General features: G+C 64.7%; 14 protein-coding genes. 9 read left to right on the top strand and 5 right to left on the bottom strand.

The annotated features are described in order from the left end of the window. Window positions 1–38 precede the first annotated feature (38 nt). From RUH75_RS17640 to RUH75_RS17620, 5 genes are all read left to right on the top strand, one after another. The gene (locus RUH75_RS17640; RefSeq protein ID WP_313808466.1) at window positions 39–674 is read left to right on the top strand and encodes an EthD family reductase; all 636 of its coding nucleotides are present in this window, start codon (window positions 39–41) and stop codon (window positions 672–674) included. A 1-nt stretch (window position 675) separates the two neighbouring features. Then, window positions 676–1,467 (top strand): SDR family NAD(P)-dependent oxidoreductase, encoded by a 792-nt coding sequence (locus RUH75_RS17635; RefSeq protein ID WP_313808465.1) that lies wholly within the window; start codon window positions 676–678, stop codon window positions 1,465–1,467. Between the two features lie 18 nt (window positions 1,468–1,485). After that, entirely contained in the window at window positions 1,486–2,460 is a 975-nt protein-coding gene (locus RUH75_RS17630; protein WP_313808464.1) for an SDR family NAD(P)-dependent oxidoreductase, read from the top strand. 96 nt (window positions 2,461–2,556) lie between these two features. Then, window positions 2,557–3,195, top strand: coding sequence for a TetR/AcrR family transcriptional regulator (locus tag RUH75_RS17625; RefSeq protein ID WP_313808463.1), 639 nt, complete (start codon window positions 2,557–2,559; stop codon window positions 3,193–3,195). Window positions 3,196–3,501: 306 nt separating this feature from the next. After that, the gene (locus RUH75_RS17620) at window positions 3,502–4,776 is read left to right on the top strand and encodes a hypothetical protein (RefSeq protein WP_313808462.1); all 1,275 of its coding nucleotides are present in this window, start codon (window positions 3,502–3,504) and stop codon (window positions 4,774–4,776) included. 40 nt (window positions 4,777–4,816) lie between these two features. Here RUH75_RS17620 and RUH75_RS17615 read toward each other — a convergent pair whose 3' ends face one another. From RUH75_RS17615 to RUH75_RS17595, 5 genes are all read right to left on the bottom strand, one after another. Beyond that, window positions 4,817–6,037, bottom strand: a complete 1,221-nt coding sequence (locus tag RUH75_RS17615; RefSeq protein ID WP_313808461.1) for a cytochrome P450 — start codon at window positions 6,035–6,037, stop codon at window positions 4,817–4,819. An 83-nt stretch (window positions 6,038–6,120) separates the two neighbouring features. After that, window positions 6,121–7,362, bottom strand: a complete 1,242-nt coding sequence (locus tag RUH75_RS17610; RefSeq protein ID WP_313808460.1) for a cytochrome P450 — start codon at window positions 7,360–7,362, stop codon at window positions 6,121–6,123. A gap of 55 nt (window positions 7,363–7,417) precedes the next feature. Next, a complete protein-coding gene (locus tag RUH75_RS17605; protein ID WP_313808459.1) occupies window positions 7,418–8,098 on the bottom strand; it encodes a helix-turn-helix domain-containing protein in 681 nt (226 codons plus the stop codon). A gap of 4 nt (window positions 8,099–8,102) precedes the next feature. Beyond that, window positions 8,103–9,710, bottom strand: a complete 1,608-nt coding sequence (locus tag RUH75_RS17600) for a GMC family oxidoreductase N-terminal domain-containing protein (RefSeq protein WP_313808481.1) — start codon at window positions 9,708–9,710, stop codon at window positions 8,103–8,105. Window positions 9,711–9,715: 5 nt separating this feature from the next. Continuing rightward, on the bottom strand, window positions 9,716–10,879 hold the full coding sequence (locus RUH75_RS17595) for a serine hydrolase domain-containing protein (protein ID WP_313808457.1): 1,164 nt from the start codon (window positions 10,877–10,879) through the stop codon (window positions 9,716–9,718). Window positions 10,880–10,983: 104 nt separating this feature from the next. Between RUH75_RS17595 and RUH75_RS17590 the strand changes: the two genes are divergently transcribed. The 4 genes from RUH75_RS17590 to RUH75_RS17575 all read left to right on the top strand — a co-directional run bounded on the left by RUH75_RS17590 (window position 10,984) and on the right by RUH75_RS17575 (window position 16,591). After that, window positions 10,984–11,700: an HAD family phosphatase gene (locus RUH75_RS17590; RefSeq protein WP_313808455.1), complete on the top strand. Its 717-nt coding sequence runs from the start codon at window positions 10,984–10,986 to the stop codon at window positions 11,698–11,700. 164 nt (window positions 11,701–11,864) lie between these two features. Further along, window positions 11,865–14,249: a hypothetical protein gene (locus RUH75_RS17585; protein ID WP_313808453.1), complete on the top strand. Its 2,385-nt coding sequence runs from the start codon at window positions 11,865–11,867 to the stop codon at window positions 14,247–14,249. A 140-nt stretch (window positions 14,250–14,389) separates the two neighbouring features. Next, a complete protein-coding gene (pobA, locus tag RUH75_RS17580) occupies window positions 14,390–15,559 on the top strand; it encodes a 4-hydroxybenzoate 3-monooxygenase (RefSeq protein WP_313808451.1) in 1,170 nt (389 codons plus the stop codon). 18 nt (window positions 15,560–15,577) lie between these two features. Beyond that, window positions 15,578–16,591, top strand: a complete 1,014-nt coding sequence (locus RUH75_RS17575) for an aldo/keto reductase (RefSeq protein ID WP_313808449.1) — start codon at window positions 15,578–15,580, stop codon at window positions 16,589–16,591. Window positions 16,592–16,946 lie beyond the last annotated feature (355 nt).

The following is a 16,946-nucleotide window of genomic DNA, read 5'->3' as shown; positions in this document are numbered from 1 at the left end:
TTTTAATAAATGTCGATTCGCATGGCTTGGAGAGAGGGATGAAAAGCATCGTCCTGATGCGCGCGCGCGGCGATGGCCTGCCGCCGGACCTGTCGAGGTTGCTGGCTGAGCGGCCCTGGGCCGGAAAGGCGTCGCGCATCGTCGTTCATTGCGGCATGGCGGCGCCGGCGGAAACCGGCGGACCTGCCGTGCCGCCCATCTACGACGCCGTCGCGGAAATATGGTCCGACGCGCCGATCGGGTTGGAGGCGGACGGGCTGCTCATCGGTTTGGCCTCGCTTGACATCCGCATGTCGCGGGAGGTGGTCGGCAAGGCGGGAGACGGCCCGGCTCCGGTCGGGGTGACGTCAGGATTGTCGCAACTCTCCTTCATCCGCGCGAAGCCGGGCATGCTCCGCAGCGAGGTTGAGCGTCACTGGGACGAGCATATTCCCCTCGCATGCGAGGTTCATGTCGGCATGAACCGCTATGTTCAGGACCGGCTGTCGGCCGGGGAAGGGGATGCAGAGCCCTGGTTCGGCATGGCCCATCTGCATTTCCCTGACGAGGCGGCGCTGCGGGACGGGCTGTTCCGCACGCCGGAGGATGTGGCGGTGATCAGCGCCGATGTCGCTGAATTCGTGGACGATTACGCAACGATGCTGGCTATCGAGCATGTCGTGAAGGGAAAATGAGATGGATCTGGGCCTGACGGGAAAGCGCGCATTGGTGACGGGCAGCAGTTCCGGCATCGGCGCGGGTATCGCGCGGCTGCTGGCGGCGGAAGGCTGCGCCGTCATCGTGCACGGCCGTGACGCTGCCAGGGCGCGCGCGGTCGCCGACCGCATCAGCGCGGCGGGCGTGGCCATTGGCGACCTGTCCACCGATGCAGGTGCCGATGCCGTCGCGGCGGCGGCGGGAGCAGTCGATATATTGGTCAACAATGCAGGCGGCGCGGTCGGCACGTCGGCCATGCACTGGACCGAAGTGGACGAAACCGCCTGGGCAGCGACCTATCAGTTGAACGCCATCGCCGCAGCGCGTCTGATCCGCCGCCTCCTGCCCGCCATGCAGGCCCGGGGGTGGGGCCGGATCATCAATATCGCGAGCGCAGCGGGTGTTCAGCCCATCGCCTTGGGCCCCGATTATGGTGCGGCCAAGGCGGCGATGCTGAACATGACGGTCAGTCTCGCCAGGTCGTTGGGGTCCTGCGGCGTCACCGTCAACAGCGTCAGTCCCGGCATGATCCTGACGCCCGCGGTCGAAGCATGGCTTTCCCATCTGCGCGCGACCATGGGCTGGGGCGATATCCCGCTGGAGGAAGCCGAAGCGCGGGCGGCTCGCGAACTCACGCCGATCCCCGTGGGCCGGATCGGCCGGGTCGAGGAAATCGCCCATGTGGTATCCATGATCGCCAGCCCCGCTGCAGGCTATCTGACCGGCGCGAATATCCGGGTGGACGGCGGACAGGTGCAAAGCGTCAACTGAGGATGTGAGGGCAGGGATATGACGGAAATCAGGTTCGACAGCCGCGTGGCGATCATCACCGGTGCCGGCAATGGCCTTGGCAGGGACTATGCGCTCGAACTGGCGCGCCGCGGCGCCAGGGTCGTGGTCAACGATTTGGGCGGCAGCGGTTCGGGTCAGGGCGAATCCCACAATGCAGCCGACCTCGTCGTTGCGGAAATCCGGGATGCCGGGGGGCAAGCCGTTGCGAATTACGACAGCGTTTCCAACCGGGAAGGCGGCGCGTCCATTGTCCAGACCGCGCTGGATGCCTTTGGCAGGGTCGATATCTGCATCAACAATGCAGGCTTCCTGCGCAATGGCCGGTTCGAGGATTTGACCGATCAGCAGATCGACTCCATCATCGATGTACATCTGAAGGGCGCATTCCATGTCGCCCAACCTGCGTACAGGGCGATGCGCCGTAACGGCTATGGCCGTTTCCTGTTCACCGGTTCCGCATCCGCGATGTTCGGCCATGCCTGGCAGGCCAATTATGCGGCCGCCAAGGGCGGGCTCATGGGCTTGAGCCACGTCGTCGCGATCGAGGGGGCGGCCTATGGCATCACCTCCAACCTGCTGATGCCCACCGCGCAATCGCGGCTGGCCGCGGAAATGGACGCCGGTTTCATGGAGATTCCCGCCTTCGCGCAGGCCGTCCGGTCGGCCGATTATGCCGCCAGCGCGGATCGGGTCGAGGTGCCGTTCAACACGCCGCTGGTCGTCTATCTGGTCAGCGAACAATGCACGTCGACCCATGGCATCTATTCGGCCAATAGCGGCCGTTACGCGAAAGTGCGCATCGCTGCCGCCGATGGCTGGGTGGCGCCGATGGGGATGCCGCCGCCGTCGGCCGAAGACATCGCCGCTCATTTCGACGCGATCTGCGATCCGGCCGTCTATCACGAACCGCTGACGGTCTATGACGAGTTTACCGCCGTCGCCAATGCCGCGCGGCGCCAGTCAGTGATCTGACGGGATCGGCGGGCACTCCCTACAGGGCAGGCTTGGTTTGCGCGGCTTGATCGACTATCCGGTTCGACGGACGCGGAAAGGCGACGGGGCCCGGATTTGACGACGCATAAGGCGACAGGCACGCGCAATCGGTGGCAGGGCGGCCGTCTTCCGCGCGCCCAGGTCGATTTGCGCATCCGCCGGCTGCTGGACATTGCGTTGGAGGAGTTCGTGCTCCACGGCTTTGGCGGCACCAGCCTTGATCGGCTTGTCGAACGGTCGGGCGTGAGCAAGACCACCATTTACCGCCGTTTCGGCAATAAGGAGGGGCTGTTCGCGACCCTGATCGACCAGAGCGTCGAATCGATCCGCCAGGGATTATGGTCGCTGGCCCTGGACCCGGCCAATCCGCTGGGCACGATCGAACGGTTCGTCGCGATCTATACGGAGGTCGCGGTCTGCCGTCCGCTCGGGCGGACCCTGCTGGAGATCGCCATTGCCGAAAAACGCAGCTTTCCACACCTCAGCGAAACGCTGCTGGCCAACGCCTATGAAGGCTTGCGGCCGATCAGCGACTATTTCGCGCGATTGATGGACGATGGCGTGATGCTTCGGGGCGATCCGCAGGAGGCGGCCTTCGAACTACAGGGCCTGATCACCCATGGTTTTCGGGTGATGGTCGATGATCTTGCCTTCCTCCAGCGGCCGGGCCGCAACGCGGAAATCGCCCGGCGCTTCCTGAAGGGCTGGTCCTAGGGCGTCTTCGAAGCAGGTAGAATCCTCTGCTGACTCGGAAAACGCGGAAAAATTAAAGCGTGGAGCATACGAGCCGATGCAATCGGATCGGATGCTCCAGAGCCGGCGCTGACGGGTCATAGGGCCAGCAACAGGGGCGCGCCTTTCCGCCCAGCTTGACGGAACTGATTAACCTGGTGCATCATATCGACAATTAGACGGGAATAATCCAGAATTATGGGAACGATCGTTCCTTATTCTGAAATCCCGACGCGGCCCGTCATGGCTGGAAGGGGCCGTCGCCCACGGCCAATGGAGAGAGATTCGATGCCCCTCGATACCGGCGATTATTTCCTGTCCTCCACCAATCCCGTCGCCAATGTGGATCAGCGCGACCTGGAACAGCTGGCCATGCGCCTGTTCGATCGTGCCGATGTCCGTGCCGCCAGGGAAAAGGCCGAAACCATGTGGCGAAGGGTAGCCGACCGGCTGATGCCTGCGGACCAGATGGCGCTGTTTGACGGTCATGTGTCGGATTATTGCTTCAAATGCACGCTGGTCGCGGCCAATACCGACGGCCATTATCCGCGCGTGCTGCGCGTCTACAGCGAAGGCGCGCAATGGCTGGGGCATAGGGTGCCCGGGTCGAAATGGGGCGGCGACAATCCCGACAACGCCTATCGCATCATCCCGATCGGGGCGGGCGGACGTTATGAGGTGACGGGGCAGCGCCAGACCCAGCCGTCCACCTATGTCACCTTCCAGCTCGTCGGCAACAGCACGACGTCAGCGACTCTCGCCTCGCTTGAACAGCAGGACATGGATATTGCGGCGGATGGCAGCTATTGCCTCACCCTGGATGGAACGCCCGGCGATGGGCGTCCCAACCATCTGACGATCCCCGAAGGGACGCTCTATCTTTTCATCCGCGATTCGATGGGGGATTGGGAGGCGCAGCAGCCCGATGCCCTGCGCGTGCGACGGCTCGATCCGCCCACGCGCGCTCCGCTGAGCGAGGATGAACTGGCATCGACGGCGATCCGCAACATATTGTCGGACGTCTTCTACGCTTATTATGCGCAGCGCCTGTTCTTCAATGGACCGCAGATGATGACCATGCCCGAAGGGGCGGGATCGGTCGGTGGCCTGTTGACGCAACAGGGCAGTCTGGGCCATTTCACGTTGACCGATGAGGATGCGGTGATCATCACCGCCAATGCGGCGGGGGCGACCTATCGCGACATCGTGTTGCATGACCTGTGGCTGCGCAGCCTGCCCAATCGCGACAATCAGATCAGCCTCAACAATGCGCAGATGGCGCCGGATGCCGATGGCCGCTTCACCTATGTGCTGTCATTGGCCGATCCGGGCGTACATAATTGGCTGGACCCGTGCGGATTGCATGATGTGCTTATCCTGCACCGCTGGCAGGGCTTTCCCGATCCCCACGCGCCGCCGCCGTCGATCGAAAGCTGCAAGGTCAGGCTGGCCGAACTGGACGGCGCCTTGCCGCCCGGCGTCGTCCGGATTTCGGCCGAGCAGCGGCGCCAGCAGATCGCACGGCGCCAGGCCGCCTATGACCGCCGTTTCGCGGAGGATTAAACGGCGTATTTTCTGCACGCCCGATGCCCGCCTGCTCCGGTCAGGGCCAGCACAGCTCCAGCCGCAGCACCCCGTTCACCAGGCCGGTCGCCAGCACCGGCTGCGTACCGGGGCTGATATGGAAATCGGGGATGCGGCTCAGCCATTCCTCCAGGAATATCCGGATTTCCCGCCGCGCCAGCACCGCGCCGGGACAGGCATGGGCGCCGTTGCCGAAGGCCGCATGAACAGGCTTTTCGCGGTTGAAGTCGACCACCAGCGGATCGTCGTTCAGGCGGTCGTCAATGCCGACGAAAAGGTTCGCGGGCAGGATTCGATCACCCTGACGGAAAGCAACGCCCTTATAATCGAAATCTTCGGTGATGAAACGCGCCGTGTTGGCCAGGCCGTGGCGCCGGATCAATTCCTCGATCGCATGTTTCATGAAGGCATCGTCATCCAGCCGCGAAACCAGTTGCCGGCGATGGCCCGGATTGAGCGCCAGGAAACGGGCGATGAAGCCGATCATCCCCGCAACCGTATCAAGCCCGCCGAACAGCACCAGCGTCGCATATTCGACGGCCTCCTCTTCGGAAATGCGGCCGTCGCCCAGATCGACATTGACCAGCTTGCTCAGAAGATCGTCGCCCGGATCGTCCCGGCGCGCGCGAACCTTGTCGAGAAGATAGGCGCCCATTTCCTCATGCGCCCGCCACCGCGTCTCCGCGTCGCGCCCGCGCACTGAATCCTCCGCCAGCGGAAGCAGGACCGCCTTGTCGGAAACCGGCAGATTCACCAACTCCAGGAAAACGTGAATGGGCAGGACCTTCGCGAACGCCTCGATGAATTCGCATTCGCCCTTGGGCAACACCCGCTCGATCGCCTCGATCGCGACCCTGCGGACGGTCGATTCCAGCTCAGCGACGATCGCGGGCATCAGCGCCTGCATCAGCGGCCGGCGATAACGGGCATGTTCGGGTGGGTCGATTTCCAGTGGAATTTGACGCGGCGTTCCGATCGGCATCGGCGGCAGCAGAATATGCTGGTGCGAAAAATGATGATAGTCGCGTTGCATGGCCAAAATGTCCTCGCCGCGCGTCGCGACCCAATGGCCGCCATTATGCGGCGTCCAGAAGATGTCGGGCGCATTCTGCTGGAACTGCGCATAGGCCGCCTGCACATCCACCGCTGATCCGGGAATGTCGTACAGATTGAAATCGCGGACCCGTTCCGCCGGAACATGATCGGGGCGCGCCAAATCCTCAGGGACTATGTTCTGCATTTTCCTCTCCATGATCTTTTTAAGCGCAAACCGCGCAGGACGCGGGGACTATCCAGTCCTCAGGTGCGATCGCTCCCGTAGGATCAATCCCCGAAGCGGACGTGAAGATGCCTCGGCACGCGCATCATCGATCCGCGAATTTCCGGCTTCGGCTTGTCCGGGTCGAAGCGCAGGTTCGGCAGATGGTCCATCACCGCGTGCAGCGCGCGGGTCATTTCCACGCGCGCCAGATGCTGGCCCACGCAGATATGCGGCCCGCGCGAGAAGGAGAAATGCGCCTTGCGATCGCGGAAGATGTCGAACCTGTCGGGATCGGGGAAGATCGCCGGATCACGGTTCGCGGCGCCCGCTACCACGTCCAGCAGCGACCCGGCGGGGATTGCCACGCCGCCCAGCACCATATCTTCCCTGGCCATCCGCAACTGGACCGCGACCGGGCCGTCCCAGCGCAGCGCTTCCTCGATGGCCTGGGGGATGAGCTGGCGGTCGGCGCGGATCGCCTCCAGCTGGTCGGGGTTCTGGAGCAGCGCGGTCAGCAGCACACTGGTGCCGCGATAGGTGGTGTCGCCCGCCGCGTTCATCAGCTGGCGCAGAAAGGAAATCAGTACCAGTTCCGGCAGATAGTCTCCGTCGACCTCCGTATTGGCCAACAGGCTGACCAGATCGTCGCCCGGTTGCCCGCGGCGTTCCTCCACCAGCGCGGTGAAATATTCGCCCAGCTTGCGCGATGCTTCCAGCGCCTTGTCCGCGTGCATATAGTCGGTCTGGCCGATCGCCAGACGCTGAAATGTACGCACGTCCGCTTCAGGCAGATTCAGCTGATGGTAGATGACCTCGAACGGGTAGAGCAGGGTGAACTGCTCAATCAGGTCCGCCTTGCCGTCGTTGACGAACCTGTCCATCAGATTGTGAACGACAGGATCGACGATGGCGTCGCCCCAGCTCTTCACATATTGGGGCAGGAATATCTTCTGGAAGATCCTGCGCCAGCGGCCATGCTCCGGATTGTCCATGGTGCTGATGCTGCCCTGGCCGAAGGTGGCGCCGATATTGAACCTGTATCCCGCATTCGAAAAGCGATCCGTATCGGTCAGGACCGTCAGGATTTCGTCGGAGCCGACCACGGTGAACATCTTGCGGTCGGGATACATGGCCGACTGAAGGCCCATTTTCGGGCGATAATCGCCTTCCAGCACCGCCGCCCGCGCCCGCCACTTCGCGATTTCCGGATAGGGGTCGATCGTGTCGCCGAAATTGATGTCGTCGGCGCTGAACGGATCGTAATCCGGATCGTCATATTCCTGAATCCTGACGGCAGTGTCCATGGCCTGAAATCTCTCTTATGAAGCAATCACTACATAAGAGCCGAAGGCATGGCTGTCAATCGAGCGTGGGACCGGTCAGCGATTGCGCGATGAGCTGTTCCAGCACATCGACCAGAGCGGCCCGGTCGGGCGGATCGCCCGCGAAAAGGGCATCGCGCAGGATCACGCTGGCGGCAATCATGCCAAAGCCCAGCCGTACGCCGATATTGAGATCGAAGGGCGGCTCCGTTCCGGCCGAAGCGTAACGCCGCTGTACCTGATCCACCGATTGATCGAAAAAGGGGGCAAGGTCGCGCAGCCCGGGCGCCGGGTCGTCGCCCTCGGACGGGCGCGGCCCGGTCAGCAGAGCGCGGAACATCTCTTCATTGCCCTCGAACAGTTCATAGACCATGCGGGTGAACCGGCGGGTTTCCGCCTGCCGGGGGAAGGCGGCGGTCGGGTCGGGGTGCAGCGCGACGAATTCCGCCATCAGCTGGTGAAAGGGCGCGATCACCACTTCCCGGAACAGGGTCGCCTTGTCGCCATAATAGCGGAACAGCAATGTCTCGCTGACGTCGGCCAGCCGGGCGATTTCGCGCGTGGTGCTGCCGCCATAGCCACGCTCGGCGAAAAGCTGGCGCGCGGCGTCGCGGATGCGCTGGACGACATCCTCGCGCGTGCGGCGGCGGCGGCGGGCACGGGGCGCGTCATTGCCGACCGTTTCAGGATCGGCAGGCGCCGCGTGCCCGTTGTTCATGATCTCAGTGATTGCGTCCCTCCAATATGATGTCCGCGGCGTTCCAGGCCGATGCCATGATCGGCCCGTTGGTGTTGGCCGATACCATAGTCGGCATGATCGATCCGTCCATCACCCGCAAGCCGTGGACGCCCTTTACGCGCAATTTCCCGTCCAGCACGGCATCGTCGAAATCACCCATGCGACAGGTGCCGCAGGCGTGATAGCCGGCCTGGCCGATCTGGCGGAAGGCAGCCAGTATCTCGTCATCGCCATGGAGCGAGCGCGTGGGTTCCCGCTCGCCGGCGATCATGGGGGCCAATGCGGGGCGGGCCATCCATTCGCGCAGATAGCGATGCATCGCCACGGTGACGGCGCAGTCATAGGGATCGGTCAGATAGCCTGCCCGGATATGTGCCGGCGCCGCAGGATCGGCGGAGGTGATCCGTATCGCCCCTTCACTGCGCGAACGCAGCGGATAGCCGAACAGGGTGATGCTGTGCGCCGGATCGGTGACCATATTGCCCTTCGCATCGGGCGCGGCCACGGCGGGGGAAAGCAGGATTTCGATATCGGGCGTTTCCGATTCGGGCAGAACCTTCGCAAAGGCGCCCACGCTGCCATAACCCGCGGCCATCGGACCGGTGCGCCTTAGATAATAGCGCAGCACATTGCCGACGAGGCGCAGCCCCTGCAATTCGCGGTTATGGCTGTGCGGCGTATTCAGGTCATAGACCATCGAGAGCAGCCGATGTTCGAGCATATGCCGGCCCACGCCCGGACTGTCGGCGACGACGCCGATGCCCAGCGATTGGAGCAGCGCCGCCGGGCCGACGCCGGATCGCTGCAGGATCAGCGGCGACATCAGCGCGCCGGCCGACAGGATGATGTCCCGCCCGCCCGGAAAGTCCTGCGCCACCCCATTGACGATCGCGCGCACGCCGACGGCCCGTCGGCCGTTGAAGAGGACCCTGTCCACCATGGCGCCGGTCACGATGCGCAGATTGGGGCGCCCGCGCGCGCGCTTCAGGAAGGTCTGCGCGGCACTTTGCCGTCGCCCCTTCCAGATCGTGCGATTGGTATAGCCCACGCCTGCCCGGCTCGAATGGTTGAGGTCCGCGACGCGCGGCACGCCCATCTGCTCGCCAGCGGCGATGAAAGCCTCCGACAGCGGATCGCGGTTCGGCTCCACCGAAATGCGCAGCGGCCCGTCACCGCCACGCACCGCATCTCCGCCCAGCTCATGCCCCTCCATCGCGCGGAAGGCGGCGCCCATCCGGTTCCAGCCCCAGCCTTTTGCGCCGAGTTCTTCCCAATGATCATAATCCTCGGCCTGGCCGCGGAAATACATCATGCCGTTGATGGAGGAGGAGCCGCCCAGCATCTTGCCGCGGATCCAGCTTTCGGCAGGCACGCCGTCATGCGCCTCTGTCTGGAAATACCAGACATGGCTGGGGTCGGTGTAAAGCCGGGCAGCGCCGCGCGGCATGTGGATGAAGGGGTTGCGATCCTCCGGCCCGGCTTCAAGCAGCAACACGCTGTTGGCTGGATCGGCCGACAGCCGGTCGGCCAGGACGCAACCGGCCGAACCGCCGCCGACGATGATATAGTCGGTGGTCATGTCGCTCACCATTTCGGTCACAGGGCACCCCGGATGACATCGCCGATGATCGTGCGGCTGTCTTCATCGATATTGACCGTGTCGAACATCCGGTTGTGGCAGAAGGCGACCGCGAGCTTCAGGTCAGGATCGGCCCAGCCGATCGATCCGCCCATGCCGGGATGGCAGAGCGCGCGCATGTTGCGCGGGCTGGATACCGGCGGCGCCTCCGCGCCGCCCAGCCAGAATCCGGACCAGCTGATCGGCACCTTCATGCCGAAGAAGACCGGGTCGACATCGTCGAAATGGGGACGGGGCGCGGCAAGGCTCGCCACCCGTTCCTCCGAAAGCAGGCGCACGCCGTTCAACTGCCCGCCATTGGCGAGCATCGCCCAGAAACGCGCTTCGCTCCGCGCATTGAAGATGCCGCCCACCGCCGGAATGCAGGCGCGGCGGACATAGGGCCGTTCGAACGGATCGGGCATCAGGTCGACGATCAGCGGCTGCGCCTCGCGCATCATGTTATTGTCGGGCGCGACATAGACGGCGACATCGTCCAGCCGGGCGATGCGGGGCTCGACCGATGCGGGAATGCCCATCCACAGGTCGGTCGCGCCCAGCGGCTCGGCGATTTCCTCGCGGACGAACTGGCCGAAGGGACGGCGCCGGGGATCGGTGCGGCGCACCACTTCGCCAACCAGCCAGCCAAAGGTCATGGATTGGTAGGATGACCGGCTACCGGCCGGATAGACCCCTTCCATTTCCGCGATCCGGGCGCACATCCAGTCCCAGTTCGTCATCAGTTCCGGCGTCACGTCGGGCGGCATGCGCAGCACGCCCGATACATGGCCCAGCACATGGCGAACGGTGACGTTCCCCTTGCCCGCCTGCGCGAATTCGGGCCAGTAGGCCGCGACCGGCGCATCATAATCGATCAGGCCCCGCTCCACCTGCATGTGCAACGCGGTGGCGGTCACGGCTTTCGTGACGGAATAGACATTGAACAGCGTGTCGCCATCCACCGGGCGTCCGGTTTGCGCGTCGGCGATGCCGGACCAGCAGTCCACGATTGGTTCCTCGCCCAGCCAGGCGCAGACCTGGACGCCGATTTCCCTGCCCTCGGCAACCAGTCTGTCCAGCGTTTCCTGAACTGCGTCGTTGACCTTGCCCGCCATCCTCTTGTCGCCTTTCATGCCTGCCATGGGTGCATGGCTCATTATAAAGTATTTACTACATAACATGGAATGGCGCGAGGGGAAGGCACAATGCACTCGCCAAATGCCTGGCAAAGTCCCACATGGGAGCCATGAAAGCATCGATCCTTGCCCGTGATGCACCCGCTATCCTCCGCCGGCGCCTGCCCGATCCCGTGCGCGCGGTCGTTTTCGACATGGACGGGACGTTGCTCGATACGGAGGCGGAGCATCGCCGCACCATGGCGGAGGCGGCCGCCGCGCTGGGCTGGCCCTTTTCGGCAGAATTGCAGCTCGCCATGGTTGGCATTCACCGGGACGCGAACCGGATCATGCTGGTGGAACATTTCGGCGCGGACTTTCCGCTGGAGCAATTCTACGCCGACAGCGATCTGCTGTTCGAGGCGGCTTTGGAGGCGGTCATTCCGATGCGGCCCGGCGTCGAGCCGGTGCTGGCGCGGCTCGCCTCGGCGGGCATCCCGATGGCCGTGGCCACCTCCACGGAGGAACCCCATGCCAGCCGGCGCCTCGAAAAGGCCGGGTTGCTGGATTATTTCGACGCGGTCGTCACGCGCAACGATGTCGAGCGGCCCAAGCCGCATCCCGAACCCTATCTGCTCGCGGCGAAGCGTCTCGGCGTGGCGGCGATCGACGCGGTCGCGGTGGAGGACAGCCATGCAGGCGTCCGTTCCGCGGCGACGGCGGGCATGGCGACGATCATGATTCCGGATCTGCTGCCTCCGACCGAGGCGGAACTGCAACTGGTCGCGGCGGTGCTGCCCAGCCTGCATGACCTTGCCGCCCTGATCCTGCCCGAACCGCAGGGCTGACCTGCTTGATGGTCGACCGGCCCGGTTAAAGCATCCAATCCTGTGGCGTTCGTCCCGCAGCGTCCCCCCTTCGTCGCAAAGCCGGTTGCGCCGCTCCTGCGCTTGGAATTGGGGAGGCGATGTGGGACAGCGGAGTCTCGCTGACAGGAAGATACCGGGACGTTATGCCGCTGCCGAGCCGACTGAAGACCTTGCATTGGGCTTGCGGCGTGGCCGCCATGGCGCTGAACGGCGCGGCCCACGCCGCCGACCCGGCACCGTTCGAACTGGGTGGGCCGGGCCTGCGCATCACGGTTACGCGCGGCAAGGACGTGCTGCCCATCGCCCAGGTCCCCAGCCTTGCCGAAGGCGACCAGCTATCCATCAAGGCTGATCTGCCCCAGGATCAGGGCACGCGCTTCCTGCTGCTCTCGACCTTCCTGCGCGGCGCGACCAATCCGCCGCCCAAGGACTGGATCAAGGCGGCCGAAACCTGGAAGAAAAAGGCGAAGGACAACAGCCTTGCCCTCACCGTGCCCAAGGGCGCGCGGCAGATGACGCTGTTCCTGGTCCCCGACACCGGCGGCGCCGAAGCCACGATCGTCGACGCGGTGCGCGGCAAGCCGGGCGAGTTCATCCGCGCGACGCAGGAACTCAATCAGGCCTCGCTCGACCGCTCGCGGCTCGACGCCTTCATGGCTGCGATCCGCGCGCAGGAAAACACCCATCCCGAATATCTGCGCTCCGTCGCCCCCGCGCTGGCGCGCAGCCTGTCGATGAAGCTCAATGACGAGTGCCTTTCCCGAGTGGTAGAGCTTCAGGCGAGCTGCCTGCTCGAAAATCGCGAGCAGCTGGTGCTGGCCGATGTGCACAGCAGTTCCATCGCCGAAACGCTGACCGGGGCGCCGACCGACCTGGCGTTGCAACTCAGCTCCATGCGGGAGGCGGGCTATGGTTTCTACAGCCCCTATATCGGCGTGGTGCGCGACGTGGCCAGGATCTTCGGCGCGTTCAGCAATCCGGAGTTCGACTATCTGCCGACGCTCAGCATCCGGCGCGCCGAATCTGCCTCGCTGCTGCTGAACAAGGCGCCGTCCTTCCAGAAGCCCAAATCCGTGCTGGTCGTCGGCATGCCCGCGATCGAGGCGGACAGCCCGCCGCGCCTGCGCAGCGCCGCCAACGGCCCCATCTGCGCCGCCCGGCCGGGTGTGGTGCTGCCGGTCGAGGGCGCGCCGCTCATCTACTCGACCGCCTATGCGCGGAACATGATGGTGAAGCTGACCGCCGGGACCGGCGAGACGATCGACCTGCCGGTCGAAGCACGCGCGGATCGCGGCGGCTATGTCGTGAAGAGCACGGACCCGCTGCCCGCCGCCTTCAGCGGTACGGTGAAAGGCCATCTCTACGGCGATTGGGGTTTTGAGCGGTTCGACGGCCCGGATTTCGCCCTGCAACTGCCCGGCGATGCGCCGTGGAAGGTGGCGGGCGAAGTGCCCACCCTGGTCGTCGGGCGCGACAATGCGCTGACGCTCAGTGGCGAAGCGCCCGCCTGTATCGAGGGCGTGGTGCTGCGGCAGGGCGACGGCGCGCCGCAATCGCTGCCATGGAAGGTGCAGGGGACGGACGGGCTGGCGCTCACCCTGCCGCTTGGTGACCGCGGGCCGGGCGACATCAAGGTCGAGGTGAAATATCAGGGCATCGCCGCACCCTCCCTGATCCCGCTCAAGGCTTATGCGCAGGCGAGCCGGCTGGACGGCCTCAGCCTGCATGCCGGGGACAATAGCGCGATCCTGTCGGGCCAGCGGCTGGAGCAGGTCGCCGGCGTCGACCTGTCGGGCATGACCCTGCAACCCGATGGGCTGGCGCGTGACGGGTCGGTGGACCGGCTGCGGCTGGTGGCCAGGGGCGATGGCGCGGCGCTGAAGCCCGGCGATCAGGCGACCGCGCGGATACGGCTGAAGGATGGGCGCACCGTCAGTCTGGCCGCGACCATTGACGAAGCGCGACCCCGCGTGACCCTGCTGAGCAAGAGCATTATGCAAGGGGCAAGCGAAGGGCGACCCTTGCAACTGTCGGGCGATGATCTGCTGCCCGACGATGGGCGGCTGGTCTTTTCGGTGCGGGCGGATCAGGGCGCGGCGTTCCGGCCGGATGATGCGCTGGAGGTCGCCTCTGCGGATGGTGCGAAGTCGGTCAGGTTGGGCATGCGGCTATCCGGCCCGGATGTGATGGTGGCGACGCTGGACCCGGCGGCCCTCGCGCCCGTCTCCGGACCGCTGCGTTTCCGGCTGCTCCGGGAGGACGGACCCAGCGACTGGCAGCCGCTGGTGACGCTGGCGCGCCTGCCGCATATAGAGGGCGTCAGCTGCGAAGGGCAGGATTGCACGATCAAGGGGCGCGACCTGTTTCTGATCGACGCGGTGGACGGCGCGCCGGGCTTCGACAAGCCGACCGTGGTGGCGCAGGGCTTCACCGGGTCGAGCCTGTCGGTCCCCATGCCCAGGGACGGCAAACTCTATATCCGCCTGCGCGATGCGCGGGATCAGGCGGTCGTGCTGAACATGGGCTGATCGTTCACCCCCCTCCCGCCTGCGGGAGGGGGTAAGGCGCGTTGGATCGTCCAACTAATCGGTTGCTCCACCCATGTCCTTGCGACCGGCAACCCGGCATCATGCCGCGCAAAGCCGCATTCCGCCGGAGAGGACTGTCCATGAAAACCCAGGTCGTCATCGTCGGGGCCGGTCCCGCCGGCCTGCTGCTCGGCCACCTTCTGCGCGCCGAGGGGATCGACACCGTCATCGTCGAGCGTGCCTCGCCCGATCATATATTGGGCCGCATCCGCGCCGGCGTGCTGGAACGCACCACCACCGACCTGATGGATCGTCTGGGTCTGGGCGCCCGGATGCACGCCGAAGGCCTGCCGCATGACGGCTTCCACCTGGCCGACGGGAAGCGTCTGATCCGCATCGACATTGCCGCGCTCACCGGCAGGCATGTCATGGTCTATGGCCAGACCGAAATTACCCGCGACCTGATGGCAGCCGCCCCCGAACGCGGTCTCCCCATCATCTACGAAGCCGCCGACGTGGCCCTGTTCGACGTGGATGGTGATGCGCCGTGGCTCACCTACGGCAAGGACGGCGCCACCCATCGTATCGATGCCGATTTCATCTGCGGCTGCGACGGTTATCACGGCCCCTCGCGCCGGGCGATCCCGGCGTCGGTGGCGACGGCCTATGAGAAAATCTATCCCTTCGGCTGGCTCGGCATCCTCGCGGATGTCCCGCCCTGCAACCATGAACTGGTCTACGCCAATCACGAACGCGGCTTCGCGCTGGCCTCGATGCGCTCCTCCACCCGCAGCCGCTATTATATCCAGGTGCCGCTCGACGAGAAACTGGAGGTATGGCCCGACGACCGCCTCTGGAATGAACTGGCGATCCGCCTCGGCCCTGAAGCCGCTGCCCATATGACGCGCGGCCCGGCGCTCGAAAAATCCATCGCCCCGCTGCGCAGCTTCGTCTTCGAACCGATGCGCCACGGCCGCCTGATGCTTGCCGGGGACAGCGCCCATATCGTGCCGCCGACCGGGGCGAAGGGCCTCAACCTCGCCGCCTCGGACGTGCATTATCTCTCCGACGCGCTGGTCCGGCACTATAAGGGCCATGACAATGACGCGATCGCAGGCTATTCCGGCAAGGCGCTGGCCCGTGTCTGGAAGGCCGAACGCTTTTCCTGGCAGCTGACAAGGCTGATGCACCGCTTCCCGGAAAACGACGCGTTCGACCGCCGGATGCAGGTCGCCGACCTCGACTATATCGCTTCCTCGGTCGCGGCGCAGACCATGATCGCGGAAAATTACGTAGGATTGCCGCTCTGATATGACGAAAGCTCTGGTATGAGTAAGGCTTTGGCCACCCGGAAAATCGGACCTTACAGCGTCTCGGCCATCGGCCTTGGCTGTATGAATCTGAGCCACGCCTATCTGCCCCGGCCCGAGCCGGAACAGGCGGAGCGAGTGCTGCTCCATGCGCTGGATGCCGGCGTGACCTTCTTCGATACGGCGGCGCTTTACGGCTTTGGCGCCAATGAGCAGCTGGTTGGCCGCACCATCATGCACCGCCGGGCCGAATTCACGCTGGCGAGCAAATGCGTGCTGGCGGAGATTGACGGCAGGCGTGGCCTCGACGGCTCGCCTGCCGCGATCGTACGGGTTCTGGAAGATTCCCTCCGTCGCCTGAAGACCGACCATATCGACCTCTATTATCTCCACCGTCTCGATCCGAAGGTGCCGATCGAGGAGTCGGTCGGCGCTCTCGCCCGCGCGGTGGAGGCGGGGAAGATCGGCGCCATCGGCCTGTCCGAAATGTCCGCCGCCACCCTGCGCCGTGCCCATGCGGTGCATCCGATCGCGGCGATGCAGACCGAATATTCCCCATGGACCCGCAATGCCGAAGTGGCAGTGCTGGACGCCTGCGCGGAACTGGGCGCGGCCTTCGTGGCCTTCTCGCCGCTGGCCCGTGGCCTGCTCGCCGGCAATGTCGGACCGCAGGGCGTGCCGAAGGGGGACATTCGCGGCGCCATGCCCCGATTCCAGTCCCCGCATCTGGAAGCCAATCTGACATTGGCCGCCCGGCTCAAGGCGCTGGCGGCCGAAGCCGGCTGCACCGCGGCGCAGCTCTGCCTCGCCTGGCTGCTCGCTCGACGGGATTTCGTGGTGCCGATTCCGGGAACCACCAGCATCGCCCATCTGGATGAGGATCTGGCGACGCTCTCCCTCGACCTGTCCGATGACCTGTTCGCGGCGGTGGACGCGATCTTCACGTTCGAAGCAGTGTCCGGCCCACGCTACCCCAGGGATGCGCAGGCCCAGATCGATACCGAAACATGGGTCGGTGAGCCACTGGCCTGACAAGGGGGGAAGGGGGCGCTCAGCCTCCCTTTCCCGTTGGTTTTCAGAAATATGACAAAATCCTATTTTTCCTATTGACCGACTCATCGGACGCGCCTAGATGCCACTCCACCGACGCGGTGATGACCTACGGTTCTCGCCACGATCGGTCGCCAATATCAAGGACGGCACGTCCTCGCACGAAAGTTCGAGGGTCGCTTGTTGTCCGCTTCTGACTTTGGTGCGCTCTTTGACATTGTAGATTGATGAAGGGACATGTGGGCGGCGGCTCCGGTTATTCACGGCTTTCAGGCGTGGATGGATCGGTTAAATTTGCCATTTCTCACGATGTCCTTACCACCATGTAAGAATTTTG

Origin of the sequence: Sphingobium sp. (genome assembly GCF_032153725.1) — a bacterium.
In the GTDB taxonomy this organism is placed as follows: Bacteria; Pseudomonadota; Alphaproteobacteria; order Sphingomonadales; family Sphingomonadaceae; genus Sphingobium.
Note: the sequence above shows the minus strand (reverse complement) of the source record. Positions and strands in the feature narration are given on the sequence as shown.